The following is a 16,674-nucleotide window of genomic DNA, read 5'->3' as shown; positions in this document are numbered from 1 at the left end:
TTTCAAACACCACCTGAACTAAGGAGCATCCGTTTGCCCACCAGCGATCCGTGGACGCTCTATCTGGCTGCCTTGACACCTTCGGGGCGCTCGACCATGGCGACCGATACGACCTGTGATAAAGCCATAGCGTTCCCGTCATATACTCCGTCGGGCTTGTAGCGGCGCTCGATCGTTTGCCTGAAGTCAAAAAACAGGGGGAAAAACCGACGCTATCGCTGTCCGAATCGGCAGAAGCAGGGCACGGACAACGACACTGCTCTACCATTCACCCCCTGACCACCAACCACTCGATATCGGATAAAAGCCAACAAGAGGCTCGTTGTGTGATTGACAGAACATCAGCCAAAGGCATCTCTCTTTTCAGCTTATTGCTACTGCCGCTATTCCTGGGAACGGTTCCTGTGCTTGAGGCACACGAATCTCTCGAGTTCCTTATTCCGGACGCGCCGCCCCTGACCATGGCCAATCAGGGTGATCGTCACGGCATAGTCGGCGACATTGTCTTGCAGGCGCTGAAAAACAGTGGGTATGCCAGTGAACCCAGAACCCTGCCGTGGGCGCGGGCGCAGAAATACGCCATCGAAAAGGACAACATCCTGATCGCGCCGCTCAGCCGCACACCCGAGCGGGAACATCGCTACACCTGGATCGCCCCGATCATGCAGATGGACCGGGCATTTTTCAGCCTCGAGCATAAAGTGGCGAACTTCGAAGAAGCCCGGCGACGTTTCAAGGCCATCGCCGTGGGGCTGGGCAGCGCCCAGGAAGAAATCCTGCGTAGCAAAGGCTTCGCCCCGGAACAGATCTATGCCATCAAGATCGGCGAGAACCCCGCGCAATTGCTGTTGAAGGGCAGGGTGGACGCCTGGTTCAACGGGGTCCAGGAAAGCCGCTATATCTGGAGGCGCGTCTCCAGCCGGCCGCTGTTGATGAGCCCGCCCATGGTCGGCCATGAGCTTTACCTCGCCTGTTCCAAAGTGTGCGACGTCGAGGTCGTGACCCATGTCGCGAAAGCCATAGAAACGATGCGTCGTGACGGTTATATCGAGAAAGTCAAAGGCCGTTATCTAAATAACGATCCGATGGAAAAGTCGACAAAGTCAGGCAGCTTGTAATTGAGTGGTCCACCAATTCTGGCAATAACGAAGTTTGCCTGGCAGCCAGGGTAGATTTATTCGGACAGCACATCCTCATTGACTCGAATGATCTCATTGAGGTTTTTCAGGGTGTTGTTGAAGTGGTCCTTGGCATGGTTGAGCTTCTTGAATTGCTGCGCCAGTTCCCTGGTCTTTTGCTGCAGTGCTTCTTCACGTTTATCCAGTTCGCACTGACGCTCTTCTTGTTGAGCGCGTAGTGCGCTGTCGGCTTGCCGATCCTGATCAAGTTGCCGTTGCCATTGTTGTAACTGTTCTTCCTTCTGTTCGAACAGGCGCTCTTTCTCCTGCAGTTGGGACTCCCTGGAGTTCAAGGTCTGTTGTTGTGTCTGGCTGTGCTGTTTCTGCTGCTTGAGGCGGTCGGCGATGCTGGAGAATTCCATCAGGCTGGCCTCGACATCCTGCAGGAACTGCTCGGGGTCGGTGCCCGGGAAAGGCCAATCGTCATCCTGGAGGCCGCCCGGGTTCTGCTGCTCGGCCGGCATCGGCAGGGGGCCGGCGTCGGAGTAGCGAATTTCGGCCGCAGGCGCCTCTGGCCGGGGGCTTTCCGCGTCGCAGCCATCGGCCGTCTCGGTGGATTCGTGGTGTTTCTGTTCTTCAGCGCTGTCGTCCAGCTGTTCGTCGAGCTGTGCCAGGGCGGCGTCGAGTTGCTGGTCGTCGATGACGGTGGGTGAATGTTCGACCGCCGGGCCAAATTGAGCCGAAGCCTGGAAGCTCAGCAGCCTGGCGACCCATTCCTTCTTGGTGCTCAAGAGTCGATGGTGCGCCGCGGCGGCGGCAGGCAACTGTTGTTTGTTCAGGTCCAGCAGATGGTAGGGCACATCGCTTTCACGGCGTTCGCCAGTGGCGGCTTCGCGCAGGATCTGGCCGAACACGCGCATCGCCAGTTGTCCGTCTTCTTCCGAGTCCAGGGCGCCCAGGCAGTAATTGCCCCCTTCGTTGAATAACAAGGCGATATAGACGCGCAGATTATCCTCATCAATGCTTTCGTTCAGGCTATAGGCGAGAAAGTTTCGACCTGCTTCTGGAACAGAAAAACTGCAGAGCAAAGCCGCTGTCAGCATTTGCTGCTCTTTGTTTTCGATGAAGATAGTGCGTAAGAGCATATGTCACCCAGTAAACTCAAGTAAAAATATGAGCGGTAGGATACTAGGAAATAATGTCGGTTGGCGTTAAGAGCAATACTTCGAATGCGTAAGATAAATCTTATATTTCTATTGAATGGTCTTATTCATATGGCCTTATCCCCTCATTAAAAATATCAACGTGTATTGTATTGCGCCCATTCCGGCACAACACAGCTATTGATCCTGTTGCAACTACTCAATCTCAACCCCCGCTGAATATGAATGGCCTTTAGCTGTTCACCTCAGACTTCTCTTGCTGAACCTGGAAGCCATGATTGAAATATCCAAACTAACCAAGTCTTTTTCCGGACAGGTCGCGGTCGACGACCTGTCCTGTCATATCGGCCCGGGAGAAGTTCTGGGGATTCTTGGGCCAAACGGTGCAGGTAAATCCACCACGATGAAAATGCTCACCGGCTTTCTGGCGCCGACCTCCGGCACCGCGAGCATCATGGGCTTCGACATCCGCACCCAGACCCGTCACGCCCAGCAGCAGATGGGTTACCTGCCGGAAGGCGCGCCCAGCTACAGCGACATGGCGGTACAGGGGTTTCTCGAGTTCATTGCCAGTGTTCGCGGCTATCGCGGCGCGCAGAAGCGCGAACGGGTGGACCGGGTGATCGACCTGCTGGAACTGGGCGACGTCCGCCGCCAGACCATCGAGACCCTGTCCAAGGGCTTCACCCGCCGGGTCGGCCTGGGCCAGGCGATCCTCCACGATCCGCGGGTGCTGATTCTCGACGAACCCACCGACGGGCTCGACCCGAACCAGAAGCAACTGGTTCGCCAACTGATCCAGGATCTGGGCCAGGACAAGATCGTGATCATCTCGACCCACATTCTCGAGGAAGTATCGGCCGTCTGTAACCGCGCCCTGATCATCAGCAATGGCCGCTTGCTGGCCGACAGCACGCCGTACGAGCTGGAACGCAGTTCGCGCTATCGCCAGGCGGTGACCTTGCAGGCCGACGAGCCGCTGGACCTGCTGGCCCTGGTGGTATTGCCGGGCGTGGCGGGCGTTGAGGAGAACGCGGCCGAGGGCAGCCTGACGCTGCTGGCGCGGCCTGGCGAAGTGATTTTCCCGCAGGTCAACGCGCTGGTGACGGCGCGTGGCTGGAAGATGAAGCGCCTGGAACTGGAGCAGGGCCGTCTCGATGAGGTGTTCCAGACCCTGACCCGGGGAGAATCGGCATGAGACAGTTACCAGTGATTTTCAAGCGCGAGCTGGGCAGTTATTTCGCCACGCCGCTGGCCTTCGTGTTCATCGAGATCTTCCTGGTGCTCTCGGGCGTCTTCACCTTCTACCTGGGCAGTTTCTACGAGCGCAACCAGGCGGACCTGGCGCCGTTCTTCGACGTCCATCCCTGGCTTTATCTGTTCCTGCTGCCGGCCCTGGCCATGCGCCTGTGGTCGGAGGAGCGCAAGTCCGGCAGCATCGAATTGCTGATGACCCTGCCGGTGAGCTGTTTCGAAGCGGTGGTCGGCAAGTTCCTCGCCGCCTGGGTCGTCGCCGGCCTCACCCTGCTGCTGACCCTGCCCATGGTGCTGACCGTGAATTACCTGGGCAACCCGGACAACGGCGTGATCCTGACCGGCTATCTGGGCAGTTGGTTGCTCGCCGGCACCTACCTGGCGATCGGCTCCTGCATGTCGGCCATGGCCAAGAGCCAGGTGATCGCCCTGATCCTCGCCTTCACGGTGTGTTTCCTGTTCGTTGCCTGCGGTTTCTCCCTGGTGCTGGATGCCATCAATCCGTGGGCGCCGCAATGGCTGTTGGACTTGCTGGCCTCGCTGAGCCTGCTGACGCATTTCGGCGCGATCAGCAAAGGGCTGATCGACCTGCGCGATCCGCTGTATTTCCTCAGCGTGATCGTCGCCTGGCTGATGGCCACGGTGGTGACGGTCAACCTGAAGAAAGCCGAGTGAGGACGATTCGATGAAACGCATGCTGTATTCCACTTCCGGCCTGTTGCTGATTGCCTTGCTGTTCCTGGCCTTCAATCTGGCGACCGGGTTGCTGCTCACCGGTGTCCGGCTCGACCTGACCCAGAACAAGCTCTACTCCATCAGCGCCGGCACCCGGCAGATTCTCGCGGAGCTGAAACAACCGCTCGACCTGTATTTCTACTTTTCCGACAGCGGCTCGAAGGAGCTGGTGCCGATGCGTGGCTATGCCCAGCGCGTCCAGGAACTGCTCAAGGTTTATGAGCGCGAGGCCGACGGCAAGATCCGCCTGCATGTCATCGACCCGCTGCCGTTTTCCGCGGACGAGGACAAGGCCAGCGAGTTCGGCCTGCAGGCCGTGCCGCTGGGGCAGGGCGGGGCGCCGGTGTATTTCGGCCTGGCCGGCACCGATGAGCAGAACAACGCCCAGACGATCGAGTTCTTTGCGCCGGACCAGGAGGAGTTTCTCGAGTACGACATCAGCCGCTTGCTGCAGGCCCTGGCCAACCCCAAGCGCCCGACCCTGGGCCTGCTGAGCAGCCTGCCGGCCAACGGTGGCTTCGATATCCGCACGCAGAGCAAGACCGAGCCGTGGATGCTGATCCAGGAGCTGCGCCGGGAGTTCGATCTGCAACAGCTCAAGCCCGATACCCAGGACATTCCGAAAGACCTCGACATCCTGATGCTGCTGCACCCGAAAAAACTCTCGCAGCCGACCCTGTACGCCATCGACCAGTTCGTGCTGCGCGGCGGCAAGCTGCTGGCCTTCGTCGATCCCTACAGCGAACAGGACTCCGGCGAGGAGTACTTCGGCATCCAGAGCAAGGACAAGTCGTCCAATCTCGAGCCATTGTTCAAGGCCTGGGGCATTCATATGCAGCCGGGCAAGGTCCTGGGGGACAACCTCTATGCCTTGATGGAGACTTCCGAGGAGGACGGGCGTCCGCTGCCGCGGCCGTTCACCCTGGGTGTGCCGCAAGCCGCGTTGAGCCAGCAGGACCCGAGTACCGCCGGGCTGAAGTTCATCGCCCTGAGCACCGTCGGCATCCTCGAACCGGTAGCCGGCGCCAGTACGCGCTTTACCCCGCTGATGTACAGCTCCGACTCGGCCAAGGCCTTCGAGGCGGACCGTTTCGACAAGCCCGCCGACCGCAAACAAATGTTGCGTGACCAGGAGCAGCCCAGCCAGCGCTACATCGTCGCTGCCCGAGTGCAGGGGCCGGTAAAGACCGCCTTTGCCGACGGCATCGAGGGGCGCAAGGACGGCCTCAAGGAAGCGCAGCAGGTCAACCTGGTGGTGGTGGCCGATACCGACCTGTTGAGCGACCGGATGTGGCTGGAGATGCAGGACATCAACGGGCGCCCGGCAACGCGGCCATGGGCCGACAACGCCTCCTTCGTGCTCAACACCCTGGACAACCTCGCGGGTTCGGATGCCCTGAACAACCTGCGCTCGCGCGGCCCCTACAGCCGTCCGTTCGTGGTGGTGGAGCAATTGCGCCGCCAGGCTGAAGACAGCTTCCGCGCCAAACGCTTCGCCCTTGAGGAAAGTCTCGAGGAAACCGAAGGCAAGCTGCAGCAGCTGCAGGGCTCGTCGGAAAAGGGCGAGAGCCTCAGCACCGAACAGCAGGCGACGGTGCGCCAGTTCCTGCAGGAGAAAACCCGCATTCGCAAGGAACTGCGCGAGGTGCAATACCAGTTGAACGCCGATATCGATGAGCTGGGCAGGACCTTGAAGATGCTCAACATCGCCGCGGTTCCGCTGCTGTTGAGCCTTGGCATGCTGCTGGTCTGGGCCGTACGTTACCTGCGCCGGACCAGGACCCTGTCGCGCAAGCCTGCACCGGCCGGCAAGGTAGCCGGCACGCGGCGGGCGTAAGTGACCAGGGCCCGACCTGCCATTCGTACGGCAGGTCGGGCCAGCCAAGGGCGCCAGGGCGAAGCGCTGCTACGCTGGGAGCAACTCCCTGACCTGCGATCCCGCCATGACTGACCCGCTCCCGCCCAAGCCTGCTTGCAGCACCCAACAATTGCTCAGCGCCCTCAACCTGGAACCGCACACGGAAGGCGGCTACTACCGCCGGACCTTCCAGACGGACCAGCGGCCGATGCTCGCCAGCGCGGGCGGGCAGCGTTACTTGATGAGCTCCATCTATTACCTGCTGACCGGGGATTCGCCCATCGGTCACTTTCATCTGAACCAGTCCGACATCCTGCATTACTTCCATCTCGGGGATGCCCTCGAATACTGCCTGGTGTTCCCGGACGGCCGCCTGCAAACCCGGGTGATGGGCAGCGATGTCCTGGCCGGCCAATGCTTGCAGTTGCACGTTCCCGGCGGCGTATGGAAGGCCTCGCGGCTGCTGCCCGGCGCGGCGGGTTATGGGCTGATCAGTGAGGCGGTATGTCCCGGGTTCGACTACGCGGACATGCAACTGGGCTGCAAGCATCGGCTCAGCGAACGCTTCCCGCAGCACGCCAGACTGTTCGAGCAACTCTGCCAGGCCTGAAGAGGCCGCCACGGGGATTGCTCATTGCGATCAGTCAAGTGTCACTTGCGATCATTGTTGCGCGCGGCGCCCGGCGCTTATGGTGGCTCGGTCATCGAAGCGAACCACAGCTCCCCAGTCCGACCCTTACCAGTGACAGGAGAACACCATGTCCGATCTGAAACTGCATCCCCAGGCTGCCGCCTCCCTGCAACGCTGGCACGCCATGCTTGCCCAGGGCGACCTGGGCGCCTTGCCTGAACTGCTGGATTCGAAAGTGGTATTCCGCTCGCCCATGGCCCATACGCCTTATCCGGGCGCGCCGGTGGTTTCGACCATCCTCAATACCGTGTTCAAGGTGTTCAGCGACTTCGCTTATCACCGCCAACTGGTCACCGCCGATGGCCTGAGCGTGGTGCTGGAGTTCAGCGCGCGGGTCGGCGAAAGGCAGATCAAGGGCATCGACCTGATCCGCTTCGACGAAGCCGGCAAGATCGTCGAATTCGAGGTGATGGTCCGTCCCATGAGCGGCCTGCAGGCCCTCGGAGAAGAAATGGCGCGCCGCCTGGCGCCCTATCTGGCGGCGAGCAAGGCGTCTGGCTGAGCAGCGAGCGAGAGCAGGGCGGCCATAGGCCAACGATCCGGGCGCCGTGACAGGCGCCCGTTTTTCGTGGGTTTCACAGGCCGTAGCTTTTCGGTTCCAGGCACCAGCAGCCGTTTGCCCTTGGTGTGGCGCTGGGCAGGTGATGTCGGTGGAGCCTTTAGCGCACCAGGATTTGCTGCTCTGCCGGGTCTTTCTGCAACAGGTGCTGCAACTGTTGGCGCGCCTGTTCCTGCCCGCCGTAACGGGCTTCGACATAGGCCTCGAGCAAGCGGGTGAAGTCGCTGGCGATCCCCGGCCCCTTGAGGGTCGTGACCCGTTCGCCATCCATGTACACCGGTGCCGAAGGATGCTCGCCGGCCCCTGGCAGGGAAATCCCGATATCCGCCAGCCGGCTTTCGCCCGGGCCGTTGACCACGCAGCCCATCACGGCCACGTGCATTTGCTCGACCCCGGCGAAACGGGTTTTCCAGACCGGCATCCGCGCTGCGAGGAACTGCTCGATCTGTTGCGCCAGTTCCTGGAAGAAGCTGCTGGTGGTGCGGCCGCAGCCGGGGCAGGCGACCACGGTCGGGGTGAAGGCCCGCAGCCCCATGACCTGGAGGATCTGCTGGGCCACCAGTACTTCGCGGGTACGCTCGCCGTTGGGCTCCGGGGTCAGGGAGATCCGCAGCGTATCGCCGATGCCTTCCTGCAGCAGCACCGCCAGGGCCGCCGTCGAAGCCACGATACCCTTGGAGCCCATGCCAGCCTCGGTCAGCCCCAGGTGCAGCGGAAAGTCGCAACGGGCGGCGAGATTGCGATAGACGGCAATCAGGTCCTGGACATGGCTGACCTTCGCCGACAGCACGATACGCTCCGCCGGCAAACCCACCTCGATGGCTCGCTGGGCGTTGTCCAGGGCCGAGACCACCAGGGCCTCGCGCATTACCGCATCAGCTTGCAGCGGCTCGGGCAACGCCGCATTGGCGTCCATCATGCGCGCCAGCAGGTCCGGGTCGAGGCTGCCCCAGTTGACGCCAATGCGCACCGGTTTGTCGTAACGACAGGCGACCTCGATCATGCTGCAGAACTGCTCGTCGCGCCGCGCGCCCTTGCCGACGTTACCGGGGTTGATCCGGTACTTGCCCAGGGCCTGGGCACACTCGGGGTAGGCCGCCAGCAAACGGTGGCCGTTGAAGTGAAAGTCGCCCACCAGGGGCACCTGGATATCGCGGCGGTCCAGCAATTCGCGAATACGCGCGACCTGGGCCGCCGCCTCATGCCCATTGACCGTGATGCGCACCAGTTCGGCGCCGGCCAGCGCCAGGGCTTCGACCTGCCGGGCCGTTGCCTGGGCATCGGCGGTGTCGGTGTTGGTCATGGCCTGGACCACGATCGGGCCGGCGCTGCCGAGGGTGACCGGGCCGACGGCAACCTGTCGGGTCTGGCGCCGGGCGAGGGGCGTGTTCATCGGTTCGACTCCTGTGGAGGGCGTCTCACTGGCGGGCGATCAGCCCGGCCGGCAGACGAAACTGGACCTGCTCTTCAGGCCCCGGCAGGCTCGTGATATCCAGCGGTGCGATGCGTGCCAGGGCCGCCAGCACATCCTCGATCATGGACTCCGGTGTCGAGGCTCCGGCGGTAATACCGACGGTCGGTCGCCGATCGAACCACTCGCGACGCAAGGCGCGGCCATCGGCAATCAGGTAGCTGGGAATGCCGCTTTCGCCGGCGATATCGCGCAGGGTCACGGAGTTGGCGCTCTTCTGGCTGCCGACCACCAGCACCAGGTCGACACAGGCACTCAAGGCCCGCACGGCGACCTGGCGGTTCTGTACCGCGTAACAGATATCCCGGGTGTCGGGGCCGACAATCTGCGGGTAGCGCCGACGGAGCGCTGCCACGACCTGACGGGTGTCGTCGACGCTCAAGGTGGTCTGGGTGATGTAGGCCAGTGGTGTATCGGCCGCAAACTCGAGCGCCTCGACCTGGGCCACTGTCAGCAAGACCGTCACCTGTGCCGGAATCTGCCCCAGGGTGCCGAGCACTTCCGGGTGCCCGGGCTCGCCGATAAGAATCAACCGATAGCCGCGGGCCGCGTACTGACGGCCCTGGTTGTGCACCTTGCTCACCAGCGGACAAGTGGCGTCCAGCACCCGCAAATGGCGTTGGCGGGCCTGGTCTTCGACGACCCTGGCCACGCCATGGGCGCTGAAAATGACCAGCGCATTCGCCGGTACTTCATCCAGTTCCTCGACGAACAGCGCACCCTTGCGCCGCAGGCTATCGACCACATGCTGGTTGTGCACGATCTCGTGGCGCACATACACCGGGGCACCCTGCAGCTCGAGTGCCTGCTCGACAGTCTCTACCGCCCGCACCACGCCTGCGCAGAAACCGCGGGGCTGGGCAAGGATGATTTTCATGGCGATCCCTCAGTCGGTTGTTGCCGCACAGTGTTGGTCTGGCGTGAAGACTTGCCGGGCGTTCATTCCACCCCATAGCCCTGGAAGCATTGAATGAGGTCACTCGGTCAATTTCGCAGAAATTTTTTGCGCAGTCTGTTCCGCTCCGCGGATATCTAACTGTGGTTCGACTTCGTGGGGATAAAACTGGGACGCCCAACGTCGGTACGCCATCAATGCGCCCTCGCCAGCGATCAGTTTCGGATCCGCCACATAGCGTCGGTTGTTCCAGATAGGAAAGTCGTCACTGACCACTCGCACGAACCAGAGGTGTGCAAGCTTGATCAGAAGGGCATACGCAGGCTTGCGCAGAATGGCCGGGAACCTGTCCAAGTATGCAACGCGAACGATATCGGACCAGCGGAATGTCCACTCCAAAGGGCGCGTCTGAGTGGCAAACCCTCGGGTCTTTACTTGCACCCCGAAGCGCGGCATTTGGCTTTTTACAAGTACGTATCCAAGGCCATGACTTGTAACGTGCATGTGTAACGGCACCCCGCGCCAGCGAGCACTTAGATTGAGCTCCATCTTGGAGCTGTCTGTCTGGTGGGACATGGCGACGTCCGTGAACCCATGGACCCAGGCAAAGTGCAGCATATCCGCGCTATTTTCGATCATGTCCTGGGCATACCCGGCCAGGTCGTAGCGGCTATAGGCGGGAAGGGAGAACCCGGTGGTGTCGAGCTCCGGTATTTCCCAGTCAGGCGGGTATCCGCCGCTACTGTTCCATACCAGTACTACGCCATTGGATTCACGTGCCTGCTTGTGGGGCAATTTTGCACAAGGCGGCTTTTGCCCGATTCCGGTGCGTATGCAATGGCCTTCGGGGTTGAATGCCAAGCCATGAAACGGGCAGACCAGATTCTCGCCTTCGACTTTGCCACCATGCCCAAGATGCGCTCCGAGATGTGGGCAATATGGATCGACGGTGCGCACCTGCCCCGATCGAGTGCGGTACACCACAAGCTCCTGGCCCATGAACGGCAACGCAAGAACGGCTCCCTGCTTGAGTTCATGGCTGAAACATATCGCGAACCAACCATTGGCATAGGGCAATGGCTGACGTGTGTCGACGCTGGATTGGCGCTGATTCATGTGCACTCCCAGGCTTTTCAGGCCGCATATCAACGGCTGCCAATCTGCAGAGGGCATGCATCTTCAGTCCTTGACTTGCCGATGCTCCAAGTTCTGCTCAGCCGTTGTTTGATCGATGTGTTCAGCCCCGCTGTTGCTTGTAGACATAGGGCACTTGACGGGCGTTGAACTCACGCCCAGCTTGTCTGGCCGCTGCAACATGATCATTGGGATGGAACTTTTTGACAGGTGCAGGACGAGCAGGGTCGTAGTCCCACCACCATTGAATCGACGGTATGGGAACCGGATCGAGGCTGTGATCATGTGACTGGTCGGTACTGTGGCCACCTTCGTAACAAGGCGTGGGGTCTCCGGGGCCCAGAATGCGATAGCGCTCATCCATTCGATGCCACTCGAGGACGCCTGTCTGATAATGAATCAGCGCTTCAATATATTGTTCGACCTCGGCAGAGGCGTCCTGAAGCAGTTGTTCGCGCAAGCGGACAAACAAACCGATAATCCGGTCGTGCATCACGTTGAACCATGCCAGTGCTTGCCGCTCGGTGTAGTTGAACTCCCTCCTTACGGCATCGATGAGGTTGTGTCCACGCTCGTCGAGGCTGGCGCGCATACTCTCTTTCGCGTAGGAAAAAAACTCGTTTTCCCATACCACGAGAGTGGCTGCCATTTCCGTCATCGCCACTATCCGGCGGTCAAGAAACTCTTCCTGGCTAATATCGATACCGGCAACAACATGGGTAAGGCTCGGAAAAACCATCCCGCCGCCGCCCGTCAGACGCATGAACGTAGACTCATTCAAGCCGGGCGAAAGGGACGCCGCCTTGATCATTTCGATCATGAAATAGCCTTTTTGGGCTTCAACCACACGATTCACCTGAATGGGAGTGGCGTGTTGCTCGAGGCGGATGCGCAGTTCTTGCATGGACAAGGCATAACGGTCATCCGGGGCGACGGGGAACTCCGGGCATTCCAATGCCCGGTTCATTCTTGCGAATGCGACGATCATGTCCTCCGGCTTCTTTGTAACCGGGCTTTCATCGCACCACTCATCGTCCCAGGCAAAGGCCCACGCCATCCAGTCGGATGCGATCTGAATCAATTCGTCAGTGCCTTTGGGGTAGGCCAGTGATGCCAATACTCCCCAGCCAGGCCGAATCATTCTCTGTCTCTGTTGATCGTCCCAATAGAGCTCCCAGTGTTGCAGCCAGTCTGCCGTGCATTGGTCGAACTGGTCGGCCTTGGGGTGCTGAATGTGAGAAAAAGGACAATAGATATCGGGCAGCGTAATAATTGCCATGGTGCTCTCCTGAAGTGTGAATGGCCCTGGGCCCTGAATAATGGTTCATCCTGGAAATGGCTTTTTCACGATCACGCTATAGGTCGAGACCTTGTTCTTGAGCAGCGCCACCGACCAGTTCTCCGCCAACACCCGCAGTTCCTCCAGCGCGCCCGTGACCCCATGGGGAAATAGCTCTTTGTTTTCGATGTTGGCCTTGGCGTCCATCAGCCAGCGGGCGACATCGATATTGGCCGGCAGGACCCGCATGTCATGGAGGGTGAAACCGCTCTGTTCGAGCACATCGCGAAAGTACCCCGGCGCCTTGCGGTGCTTGCAGGCCAGCCGGTCGACCTCGTCCGGGGTATCGGAGGTATAGGCTTGCGGCGGAGTGTTGTAGAGGTTGTCCGAGATGATCACGCTGCCGCCCTGGCGAACCCGGCCGGCAAGGGCGCGCATGGCGGTTTCGTACAGTTCGTCGGGGAAGTGCGAGATCACTCCGCGAATGATCACCAGGTCATAAGGCTCATCCGCATCGGGCAACAACTCGATGTCCTTGGCATTGCACAGGTAGAGATCGATCCGCTCCGACAGCCCTTGCTCGGCGTGAAACTTCGCGCAGCACTCCAGCTGGCGCCGGCTGACATTCACCCCGTCCAGGCGCTGGCATTCCGGGAAACGTTCGGCCAGGTACTTGAGGATGTAGCCCCAGCCACAGCCGATATCGAGAATGCGCCTGAGCGGCGGCCGATCGGGCTCTTCCAGGCCGGCCAGTTTCAGTTGTCGCTCGAAATAACGAATTCCCGATTCGTCGAGGCTGATTGGCGGCGTCGAGCGAGGATCGTCATAGACTCCGAACTGGAACAGGATGTAGTTGCCAATGGCCTTGCGCCAATCTTCGGGGCTGTCTCCGTAGGTATAAACGACCTTTTCCTGATAGGTATCGACACTGGAACCCTGGATGACGCGATACGGCAGACGGGTTTCATCGGCGATGGCTGGCTCTCTGGCTTGAATGCTCATGGCTGTCTCCTTGTGAAGATTCACTTCAGGCTCTGGCACGCAGCGAAAGCCTGTCCGTTGCGTGGTCACTGACCGGGTCTTGCAGACTGTGCTCGACGAGGAAAGCGTGGATCGATGCGCTGATGCCCTCGGCATCGAGGCCGCAGAGCCCGAGCAGTCTTTCCGGCGCGCCGTGCTCGATGAATTGATCGCCCAGGCCCAGTTGCAGCACGGGCCGCGAGAGCCCGGTGGTGGCCAGATACTCCAGGCAAGCCGAACCGGCACCGCCCATCACGCAACCTTCTTCCAGGGTGACCAACAGGTCGTGGTTGCACGCGAGCCGCTCGATCAGGGCGCCGTCGAGAGGCTTGATAAAGCGCATGTTGGCGACGCTGGCATCGAGGGTTTCGGCCGCACCCAGCGCGGGTAGCAGCATCGAACCGAAGGCCAGGATGGCGATGCGACAGCCCGACGACTGGCTGGAAATCCGCCGCATTTCGCCCTTGCCCAGTGCCAGCGGCGTCAGCTCGGAGCGGGCCGCGATCCCGCTGCCGACACCCCGTGGGTAGCGCACCGCGCAAGGACCGTCCTGGAGCAGGGCGGTATGCAGCATCTGCCGGCATTCGTTTTCGTCCGCCGGGGCCATCACCACCAGGTTCGGCACGCAGCGCAGGAAGGCGATGTCGAAGGCACCCATGTGGGTCGCACCATCGGCGCCGACGATGCCGGCGCGGTCGATGGCGAGCACCACGGGCAGGTTCTGGATCGCGATGTCATGGATCAGTTGGTCATAGGCCCGCTGCAGGAACGTCGAGTAGATCGCCACCACCGGTTTCAGCCCCTCGCTTGCCAGGCCGGCGGCGAAGGTCAGCGCGTGCTGTTCGGCAATCCCGACATCGAAGTAGCGCGCGGGGAATCGTTGCTCGAATTCCACCAGCCCCGAGCCTTCGCGCATCGCCGGGGTCACCGCGACGACCCGCGCATCCCGTTCTGCCTCATCGCAAAGCCAGCGGCCGAACACCTGGGTGTAGGTCGGCTGGCTGGCTGCGCCGGGCAGGATGCCTTGCACCGGGTTGAACCTGCCCGGGCCGTGATAGAGCACCGGGTCGGCGGCGGCCGGCGAGTAGCCGTGGCCCTTTTGCGTGACGATGTGCAGCAACTGGGGCCCGCGCAGGTCCTTGAGCGCTTGCAGCGCCGGTATCAGTTCGTCCAGGTTGTGACCGTCGATGGGGCCGCTGTAGTTGAAGCCCAAAGCTTCGAACAGCGTGGCCGAGGTCATCAGGCCCTTGACCTGGGCTTCGGCGCGATGGGCCAGCTCGCGCAGGACCGGTGCTTCCTGCAGCAAGTGCTTGATGCGTTCCTTGACCGCCACCGCACAGCGCTGGGCGGTGAGCTTGCCGAAATAGTGCCGCAGGGCGCCGACGGGGGGCGAAATCGACATGTCGTTGTCGTTGAGGATCACCAGCAGCGGCAGGTCCTGGTACAGGCCGGCGTTGTTCATCGCTTCGAATGCCATGCCACCGCTCAAGGCACCATCGCCGATCACCGCAATGCTGTGCCGTGGCTCGCGACTGTGGCGTGCCGCCAGCGCCATGCCCAGCGCGGCGGAAATCGAGGTGCTGGAATGGGCCGTGCCAAAGGCGTCGTATTCCGACTCCTGGCGCCTGGGGAAGCCGGAAATCCCGCCCAACTGACGGATGCCGGCCATGGCCTCGCGGCGTCCGGTAAGGATCTTGTGGGCATAGGACTGATGGCCGACATCCCAGACGATCCGGTCCCGTGGCGTGTCGAACACATAGTGCAGGGCGATACTCAACTCGACGGTGCCCAGGTTCGCGGCCAGGTGCCCACCCGTGCTCGAGACGCTATGCAGGATGAACGCCCGCAACTCATCCGCCAGGGGAGCGAGGGCCGCACTATGCAGGGCGCGCAGGTCGGCCGGGGTGTTTACCGTGTTCAGTAGCTCGAACATGCTGGGATTCCTTCCGTTGAGCCATGCCCACGTATTCCCGTGAGCGGGGAGAGCGAGTCAGTGCAAGCGGTTGATCACCAGGTCGGCCAGCTCGTGCAGCTGCTCCGCACGTTCAGCCAGCGGCTCGAGTGCCTGGTGCGCGCGCTCGTCCAGTTGCCTGACGAGTCGTCGCGAAGGCTCCAGGCCAAGGAGCGAAACGTAGTTGGGCTTGTGGTCCTGGGCATCCTTGCCGGCGGTCTTGCCCAGGGTCGCGGTGTCGGCCGTGGCATCGAGGATGTCGTCGACCACCTGGTACGCCAGGCCGATCGCGGCCGCGTAGCGATCCAGGGGCTCGAGGTCGAACGGCGCGCCCTCGGCACACAGGGCGCCCATGCGCAGCGCGGCCCGGATCAAGGCGCCGGTCTTCATCCGGTGCATCTGCTCGAGCCGGGTGAGGTCCAGCGCCTGACCGACACTGCCGATGTCGATCATCTGACCGCCGGCCATGCCCAGCGAACCGACCGCCATGGCCAGCTCACCCATCAGCAAAGCCTGACGCTCGGCCGCCACCGGCACACGGCGCAAGGTGATGAACGCCTGGGACTGCAAGGCATCGCCCACCAGAATCGCCGTGGCCTGATCGAACTGCACATGCACAGTGGCACGGCCATGGCGCAGCTCATCGTCGTCCATCGCGGGCAAGTCGTCATGGACCAGCGAGTAGACGTGCATCATTTCCAGCGCGGCCCCCACCATGTCCAGCGCCGCCGGGTTGGCTCCGGCGGCCAGGCCGGCAGCCTGGCACAACAGTGGGCGCATACGTTTACCACCCCCCAGCACGGCGTAACGCATGGCCTGGTGCAGGGCCGATGGCAAGGTTTCGGAGGAGGGCAATTGCTGCTCGAGCATGCGTTCGGTGCGCTCGACGATGGCGTGCCGCCACGCATCGAACAGGGCGCTTCGCGCCTGCTCTTGCCAGGCGCGCAAACCGATGATTCCGTGGCGTTCGAAGATCCGGCGAAACCAGATGCTGAAGGTCTGTGGCGCCTGGCTGAGGCGCTGGGATACTTGCGCCAGGCTCAGCCATTGCCAGGCGAGCGCTTCCTCGGGATTGGCGACCGGATCCTGCTGGCAGATGCCGGCGAACACATGGTCGTATTCATGCTCGATCAACTGGTTGGAAACCTGCTCATGGTAGAGCAGCTGGGAGACGAGCCGCAGCTCGCATTCAAGCCCCATTTCCTCGAACAGCCGGCGCCTGGCCGCTGCCTCGGTAGTCTCGCCGCGACGTGGATGGCCGCAGCAGGTATTGGTCCACAAACCCTGAGAGTGATACTTGCCCAGCGCCCGTTGCTGTAACAGCAAACGGCCCTGTCGATCGAAGATGAAAATCGAGAAAGCCCGGTGCAAGAGCCCTTGCTGATGGATATGCAGCTTTTCCGCAAACCCGGTCTGACAGTCGTCTTTATTGACCAGAATAAGTGTTTCTTCCATGAAACCTCCGATACAACTCCATAATTGTGCTGGCAATTTTTATTGCGTAAAGCGCATGACAACTATATCGGGACAAGACTTTGTCGAGATG

General features: G+C 61.4%; 14 protein-coding genes. 6 read left to right on the top strand and 8 right to left on the bottom strand.

What is annotated here, in order from left to right:
• Nucleotides 1–326: 326 nt before the first annotated feature.
• Nucleotides 327–1,118 (top strand): substrate-binding periplasmic protein, encoded by a 792-nt coding sequence (locus tag PVZ78_RS11870; protein WP_009048979.1) that lies wholly within the window; start codon nucleotides 327–329, stop codon nucleotides 1,116–1,118.
• A 56-nt stretch (nucleotides 1,119–1,174) separates the two neighbouring features.
• Here the strand turns inward: PVZ78_RS11870 and PVZ78_RS11865 are convergent, their stop codons facing one another.
• Entirely contained in the window at nucleotides 1,175–2,221 is a 1,047-nt protein-coding gene (locus PVZ78_RS11865) for a hypothetical protein (protein ID WP_009048980.1), read from the bottom strand.
• Between the two features lie 334 nt (nucleotides 2,222–2,555).
• Between PVZ78_RS11865 and PVZ78_RS11860 the strand changes: the two genes are divergently transcribed.
• The 5 genes from PVZ78_RS11860 (at nucleotide 2,556) to PVZ78_RS11840 (ending at nucleotide 7,321) form a co-directional block, all read left to right on the top strand.
• Nucleotides 2,556–3,479, top strand: a complete 924-nt coding sequence (locus PVZ78_RS11860; protein ID WP_009048981.1) for an ABC transporter ATP-binding protein — start codon at nucleotides 2,556–2,558, stop codon at nucleotides 3,477–3,479.
• Nucleotides 3,476–4,210: an ABC transporter permease subunit gene (locus tag PVZ78_RS11855; RefSeq protein ID WP_009048982.1), complete on the top strand. Its 735-nt coding sequence runs from the start codon at nucleotides 3,476–3,478 to the stop codon at nucleotides 4,208–4,210. The genes PVZ78_RS11860 and PVZ78_RS11855 overlap by 4 nt, the downstream gene beginning before the upstream one ends.
• Before the next feature lie 10 nt (nucleotides 4,211–4,220).
• Entirely contained in the window at nucleotides 4,221–6,107 is a 1,887-nt protein-coding gene (locus PVZ78_RS11850; protein ID WP_124303924.1) for a GldG family protein, read from the top strand.
• A gap of 106 nt (nucleotides 6,108–6,213) precedes the next feature.
• Nucleotides 6,214–6,738 (top strand): cupin domain-containing protein, encoded by a 525-nt coding sequence (locus PVZ78_RS11845; protein WP_038632339.1) that lies wholly within the window; start codon nucleotides 6,214–6,216, stop codon nucleotides 6,736–6,738.
• 148 nt (nucleotides 6,739–6,886) lie between these two features.
• A complete protein-coding gene (locus tag PVZ78_RS11840; protein WP_009043842.1) occupies nucleotides 6,887–7,321 on the top strand; it encodes a nuclear transport factor 2 family protein in 435 nt (144 codons plus the stop codon).
• Nucleotides 7,322–7,478: 157 nt separating this feature from the next.
• Here PVZ78_RS11840 and ispG read toward each other — a convergent pair whose 3' ends face one another.
• The 7 genes from ispG to idi form a co-directional block, all read right to left on the bottom strand.
• On the bottom strand, nucleotides 7,479–8,771 hold the full coding sequence (gene ispG, locus PVZ78_RS11835; RefSeq protein WP_041983889.1) for a flavodoxin-dependent (E)-4-hydroxy-3-methylbut-2-enyl-diphosphate synthase: 1,293 nt from the start codon (nucleotides 8,769–8,771) through the stop codon (nucleotides 7,479–7,481).
• A 25-nt stretch (nucleotides 8,772–8,796) separates the two neighbouring features.
• Entirely contained in the window at nucleotides 8,797–9,726 is a 930-nt protein-coding gene (gene ispH / locus PVZ78_RS11830) for a 4-hydroxy-3-methylbut-2-enyl diphosphate reductase (protein WP_041983887.1), read from the bottom strand.
• 99 nt (nucleotides 9,727–9,825) lie between these two features.
• A complete protein-coding gene (locus tag PVZ78_RS11825; protein WP_273828726.1) occupies nucleotides 9,826–10,860 on the bottom strand; it encodes a Rieske 2Fe-2S domain-containing protein in 1,035 nt (344 codons plus the stop codon).
• A 121-nt stretch (nucleotides 10,861–10,981) separates the two neighbouring features.
• The gene (locus PVZ78_RS11820; protein WP_273828725.1) at nucleotides 10,982–12,157 is read right to left on the bottom strand and encodes a terpene synthase family protein; all 1,176 of its coding nucleotides are present in this window, start codon (nucleotides 12,155–12,157) and stop codon (nucleotides 10,982–10,984) included.
• 45 nt (nucleotides 12,158–12,202) lie between these two features.
• Entirely contained in the window at nucleotides 12,203–13,159 is a 957-nt protein-coding gene (locus PVZ78_RS11815) for an SAM-dependent methyltransferase (RefSeq protein WP_273828724.1), read from the bottom strand.
• Nucleotides 13,160–13,184: 25 nt separating this feature from the next.
• Nucleotides 13,185–15,110 carry a 1-deoxy-D-xylulose-5-phosphate synthase gene (gene dxs, locus PVZ78_RS11810; protein ID WP_273828723.1) on the bottom strand — a complete coding sequence of 642 codons (1,926 nt, stop codon included), beginning with the start codon at nucleotides 15,108–15,110 and terminating at the stop codon, nucleotides 13,185–13,187.
• 57 nt (nucleotides 15,111–15,167) lie between these two features.
• Nucleotides 15,168–16,583 carry an isopentenyl-diphosphate Delta-isomerase gene (idi, locus tag PVZ78_RS11805; protein WP_016702938.1) on the bottom strand — a complete coding sequence of 472 codons (1,416 nt, stop codon included), beginning with the start codon at nucleotides 16,581–16,583 and terminating at the stop codon, nucleotides 15,168–15,170.
• Nucleotides 16,584–16,674 lie beyond the last annotated feature (91 nt).

Source organism: Pseudomonas sp. SBT1-2 (assembly GCF_028640875.1).
GTDB classification, from domain to species: domain Bacteria; phylum Pseudomonadota; class Gammaproteobacteria; order Pseudomonadales; family Pseudomonadaceae; genus Aquipseudomonas; species Aquipseudomonas chlororaphis_I.
The sequence above is the reverse complement of the archived record's forward strand: the minus strand, read 5'-3'. Positions and strand labels throughout refer to the sequence as shown.